The 5,668-nt window shown below is 41.4% G+C and carries 2 protein-coding genes; one reads left to right on the top strand and one right to left on the bottom strand.

Annotation, left to right across the window (positions count from 1 at the left end; genetic code table 11):
• Nucleotides 1–48: 48 nt before the first annotated feature.
• On the bottom strand, nucleotides 49–3,501 hold the full coding sequence (locus tag Q0296_RS01500) for an acyl-[ACP]--phospholipid O-acyltransferase (protein ID WP_298035848.1): 3,453 nt from the start codon (nucleotides 3,499–3,501) through the stop codon (nucleotides 49–51).
• 171 nt (nucleotides 3,502–3,672) lie between these two features.
• Between Q0296_RS01500 and mnmG the strand changes: the two genes are divergently transcribed.
• Nucleotides 3,673–5,535 (top strand): tRNA uridine-5-carboxymethylaminomethyl(34) synthesis enzyme MnmG, encoded by a 1,863-nt coding sequence (gene mnmG, locus Q0296_RS01495; RefSeq protein WP_298035847.1) that lies wholly within the window; start codon nucleotides 3,673–3,675, stop codon nucleotides 5,533–5,535.
• Nucleotides 5,536–5,668: the final 133 nt, after the last annotated feature.

The raw sequence follows: 5,668 nt of genomic DNA, 5'->3' as shown, positions 1-5,668 counted from the left end.
AGGTAATATTTTGGCGCTATTTTATCACAAAAATAAAAGGGCGGCGGCTCACTCCGCTAAAAGTGATACCGCTAGAGCTTTTACACCCTTAAAATCAACCTTGCCGCTTGCAAGCGTTGGTATATCATCAACGATAAATATATAACTTGGCATCATTATAGGAGCTAAGTTGCTCTCTTTTAAAATTTGCTCAATATTCTCAGGCTCTGTGCCACTTTTTACTAAAAGTGCGATCGCTTCGCCCTTTTTGCTATCTGGCACGTTTGCGCTGCTAAAGACAATGTCGCTTCCAAGCACTTTTGCAAGCTCTTCTTCGACGCTTCCAAGGCTTATCATCTCGCCGCCTATCTTGGCAAATCTTGAGTATCTATCGACGATAAATACAAAGCCGTTTTCGTCTATGTGGCCTTTATCGCCAGTTTTATAGTATCTAACGCCGTCAATGTGCGTGATGACGTCGCTTGTTTTAGCTTCGTCGTTTAGATAGCCCTTCATCACCTGCGATCCGCCGATCACGATGAGCCCGTCTGTGCCAGTTTCTAGCTCTTCAAGCGTCTCTGGGTCGATTATTTTTATGATAGTGCCAGGCAGAGGCATACCAACGCTGCCAGGTCTATTAAATGTAAGCTCTTTTAGGCTCTCTTTTTCTAGGATATTTGGCATATTTACAGCAGCTACTGGCGCCGTTTCGGTCGCGCCATAGCCTTCATAAATTTCTATGCCAAATTTGAGCCTAAACTCGTCTTTTATCTCAGGTTTTAGCTTCTCAGCTCCAGCTACGACCATTCTGGCACTTTGAAACATCAGCGGATGAAGCTTTTTGTTTCTGGTGTAGAGCCTAAAGAAGGTCGAGGTGCCAAAGATGATGCTAGCGCTGTGTCTTGCGGCCATTTTGCCGATAGTCGCTCCGTCTGTTGGGTCAGGTACGCTCACCATTTTTATGCCCTCGCAAAGTGGCATAAGAGTGGTGACTGTTAGTCCAAATGAGTGAAAAACAGGGAGTGAGTTTAAGATCACGTCATCTTTTTTGAAATTTAGAAGTTCGCTTATTTGCTTGATGTTTGCAAGTAAATTTTTATGGCTTAGCTCGATACCTTTTGGCTCGCCCTCGCTGCCGCTACTAAATAAAATGGTAGCCGTATCCTCTAAGCTTACACGCTTAAAATAGCAAAGCTTAATGAGCCAAGCTGGAGCAAAAAAGGCAGTTAAAAGCGCTAAAAATTTCTCTTTTTTTGTGACGCTAGCTGAGAGATCTTCTGCAAATTTAGCCCTGCCACTCATCGCATCTTTTAGATCAAAGCCCTTAAGTGCGAGCTTTTCAAGAAATTTGCTAGAGGTGATGACTGTATTTATATCTGCCTTTCTTAGGGCGTGATTTAGCGAGGTAACATTAAGCGTATAGTTTAAATTTACGCTCACTTTGCCCATCGCAAGAAGCGCCATATTTACTATCGCTGCGATGCTTGAGCTAGGCAGTAAGATGCCTATATTTTTCTCATCTTTTAGCTCGCGTTTGAAAATTTTGATAAAGACTAAAACGGCGGTTATAAATTTCAAGTTGCTTAAATTTAGTCCAGTGCTGTCGCTCACGCACTCTTTAAATTTATCCTCTTTTGCGTTATTTAGCCATTCGCTTGTTAGTGGTTTTTGCCTTGAGATAAAGCTCTCCCACGATGAAAAGCTAAGCTCAAGCACCTTTTGCTTCATCTTTGCAGCGTTTATAAATGTAGTTATTGGCTTGCCAAAGGCGACGATGATGTCGCGTCTGCCGTTTTTAGAAGTGAGGTCTTTGTAAAATTTACTAGCCCTTGAAAAGCTCGAACCCCAAAGGCCACGAAGATAAAATGGCACGATGCAAATTTCTTCTAGATCTCTGATGATAAGCTCAAAGCCCTTTTGAAACTCATTTATCTGGCCGTTGTAGCTGATGTGGCCCTCTGGGAAAAGTGCGACCACTTCGCCATTTTTTAGGCACTCTCTAACTAGCTCTATGGACTCTTTGCTAGCGCCTGCGCCTATCGGGATCACTTTAAAAAATTTAAAAATTTGCTTTAGATACCATTTGTTATAGATCGTTCTATACATGACAAATCTTATGCCCCTTGGGCTTGCAGCTTGAAGCACGAGCCAATCAATCCAGCTAATGTGGTTACCAAGTAGTAGCGCGCCGCCACTTTGTGGTAAATTTTGAAGACCCTCTACAAAAAAGCGGTACTTTGTCTTTAAAAATGGCAATAAAAGTAGCCTTGTAAAAAGGTGTGGAAGCTGCAAAATGGCATAAAAACTGCCAATCAAGCAAACAAGCGCTGTAAAGACAAAGAGCCCAGTGGTTGAAATTTCAAAATATACTAAGCCTATGCCAATTGCCAAAAATAGCAGCATTGAGACGTTTTGCAAGAAGTTATTTGCTGCCATTATCTTACCAGTCGTTTTTTGCGGGGCAAAGTACTGGATCATCGCATTTAGCGGCACTATAAATATGCCTCCAAAAAATCCAAATGCAAATGAGCTAAGGCTCACTACGCCGATATTTGAGCCAAAAGCGAAAAATAAAAGCGAGAAAAATATACCAATAGCACCCATCGGCACGATACCAAGCTCTATGTGTAGCTTTGACATAGAGCCAGCCACGTATGAGCCAAATGCGATACCTATGGCGCTTACTGCAAGGATCGCTTGCACCGCTAGAGAGCTATCGTCATTGAAAACTGCCTTGTAGTGAGCTGGGAAGGCTGCTATGATGATCTGAGAAATTCCCCAAAATATGCTTAGCCCAGCGATGCTTAGCCAGATATTTTTATCTGATCTTACCTCTTTTAAATTTTCTCTTAAGTAGCTAAGGCTGATGTATTTTTTGAGCTCAAATTCTCCGCTTTGTTCGTTTGTTTCGCTAATGTAAGGTAGCTTGTAGGCAAAAAATGCTTCGAGTGCGCTAAAAACGACCAAAAAGATGCCGATAGGATAGACGCTTTTTAAAATTTCTTCTGAGTTTTCACCTTGGATGTATAAATTTTCAAATATAAATGAAAATAAAAATGAGCTAACAAGTATCGCAATGATGGTGAGTGCTTGGATGATGCCGTTTGCTGTGCCAAGTCGCTCAGTGCCGACGAGGGCTTTGATGATGCCATATTTTGCAGGCGAGTAGATCGCACTTTGAGCAGCTAGTATGAGTGTGAGCGCAAATGCCACGCCAAAAGCACCCAAAAGGTAGCTAATAAGCACTGCAACGCTGATAACAACGCCAAAGACGGCGCAAATTCTAATAACCTTTGTCTTTGCAAATTTGTCATTTATAAAGCTTGAAGGCGAAAATAAAAATATAAATGGAAACAAGATCATCGCATTTATAACGGCTGTTAGGATAAAAAGTGTGTCGCCTGAGTAGGTCTTTAAAAGGACGTTTTGGATGGTTATTTTGTGCGCTAGATCGACACTTGCGTTTAAAAATGCGATCGCAAGGTAGGGCAAAAAGCCAGTGACTTTTAGTAAATTCCTCATGAATAAAGCCTTTTTGGATTTAAAATTTTGTAAATCTAACAGCAAAATATTTAAAATATCATTAATAAAAAACTCTAACCATAAATTTTGTGGTGAAATTTCTTTGAAAAAATTTAAATTTTATATGCTTTTTGATAAAATCTGCCCATCAAAAATAAGGAAAAATTTATCATGGACTATGAAATCATCGTCGTTGGCGGCGGACATGCTGGCATTGAGGCAAGTCTTGCGGCTGCTAGAATGGGCAAACAAACTTTACTGATCACTATCTTGGCCGAGCAAATAGGCGCTGCAAGCTGTAATCCAGCCATCGGAGGTCTTGCAAAGGGGCACCTTGTAAAAGAGATCGACGCGCTTGGCGGTCAAATGGGGCTTACAACTGACGCTGTTGGCATCCAATTTCGCGTGCTAAATGAGAGCAAAGGCCCAGCAGTACGTGGTAGCCGCGCTCAGATAGATATGGATAGATACCGCGTTTATATGAGAAATTTGCTTTTAAATACGCCAAATTTAGAAATTTCTCAAGAGATCGCCACTGAAATTTTAAGCCAAAATGGCGAAGTAACGGGCGTTAAAACCCATCTAAATAACATCTATAACGCAAAAAAGGTGATAATTACAACTGGCACATTTTTAAACGGGCTAATCCACGTTGGATTTAACAAACTTGAAGCTGGCCGTGTGGGCGAGCTAAGCGCAAAGAATCTAAGCTCTAGCCTAAGGGGGCTTGGGCTAAATTTAGGCAGGCTAAAGACTGGAACATGCCCAAGGATCGACGCAAAAACGATAAATTTTGAAATTTTAGAGAAGCAAGATGGCGATGCAAAGCCAGTTGCATTTAGCTTTAGAACTAAAAATTTCTCCCCAACGCAGCTACCATGCTACATCGCCTATACAAACGAAACCACGCATGAGATAATCCGCTCAAATTTCGATAAAGCACCACTTTTTACAGGTCAGATCGAGGGTATCGGACCAAGATATTGCCCTAGTATCGAGGATAAGATAAACCGCTTTGGCGACCGCGACAGACACCACCTTTTCATCGAGCCTCAAACACTTGAAGCGACAGAATACTACATAAACGGCTTTTCAACGAGTCTGCCTTATGAGGTGCAAGTGCAGATGCTCCGCTCTGTAAAGGGCTTTGAAAACGCCAAAATAGTAAGGCATGGATACGCCATAGAGTACGACTATGTCGAGCCAACGCAGTTAAAACATAGCCTTGAGACTAAAAAAGTAAAAGGGCTATACTTGGCTGGGCAGATAAACGGCACGACTGGATACGAGGAGGCCGGCGCTCAGGGGCTAATGGCTGGCATAAATGCTGCGCTTTCGCTTGATAACAAAGAGCCGCTTATCTTGCGCCGTGATGAGGCGTATATCGGCGTACTCATCGATGATCTTGTGACAAAAGGGACAAAGGAGCCATATAGGATGTTTACGAGTAGGGCGGAGTATCGCTTGCTTTTGCGTGAGGAAAATGCCATTTTAAGGCTTGGCGGATATGGTCATGAGCTTGGACTGCTTGATGATGAGACTTTTAACGAGATCAAAAATATAAAAAGAAATTTAAAAGAGGGTTTAGAGTTTTTAAACAGCACTCAGATCACGCCAAGCAAGGCAAATTTAGAGCTTTTAGCAAGTCTTGATGAAGAGCCGATCAGTCAAAACGTGAGCCTTCAAAAGATAGTCGCACGCAAGAGCTTTACGGCTGAAAAACTAAGAAAGCTTGATGAGAGATTTGTAAATTTAGACGATGCGAGCATGGATCAAATTTTAACCGAGTGCAAGTATCAGCACTACATCGGCGAGCAAAAAAATCAGATCGAGAAGATGAAAGATATGATGAATGTGAAAATACCTGAAAATTTCGACTTTAGAAGCATAAGCGGCCTTAGCAACGAGGTGGTCGAAAAGCTTGAGAAATTTGCCCCGCCAACGCTTTTTGCGGCGAGTGAAATTTCAGGTATCACGCCAGCAGCGATCGATATCTTACATATTTATATAAAAATAAGCGAGAAAAAGGCTTAAATTTAAGCCTTTTATGGTTTTAAAGTTTAACTAGCGTTTAAAATTTAAAACAAAGTCTCTCGTTTTTAGTAGTTACTATTTATAATTTTTTAAGTTTAATAAATTTTATTATTAAAAATTTCTATTTTACAAG

Source organism: uncultured Campylobacter sp. (genome assembly GCF_937890585.1).
Taxonomy (GTDB): Bacteria; Campylobacterota; Campylobacteria; order Campylobacterales; family Campylobacteraceae; genus Campylobacter_A.
Note: the sequence above shows the minus strand (reverse complement) of the source record. Positions and strands in the feature narration are given on the sequence as shown.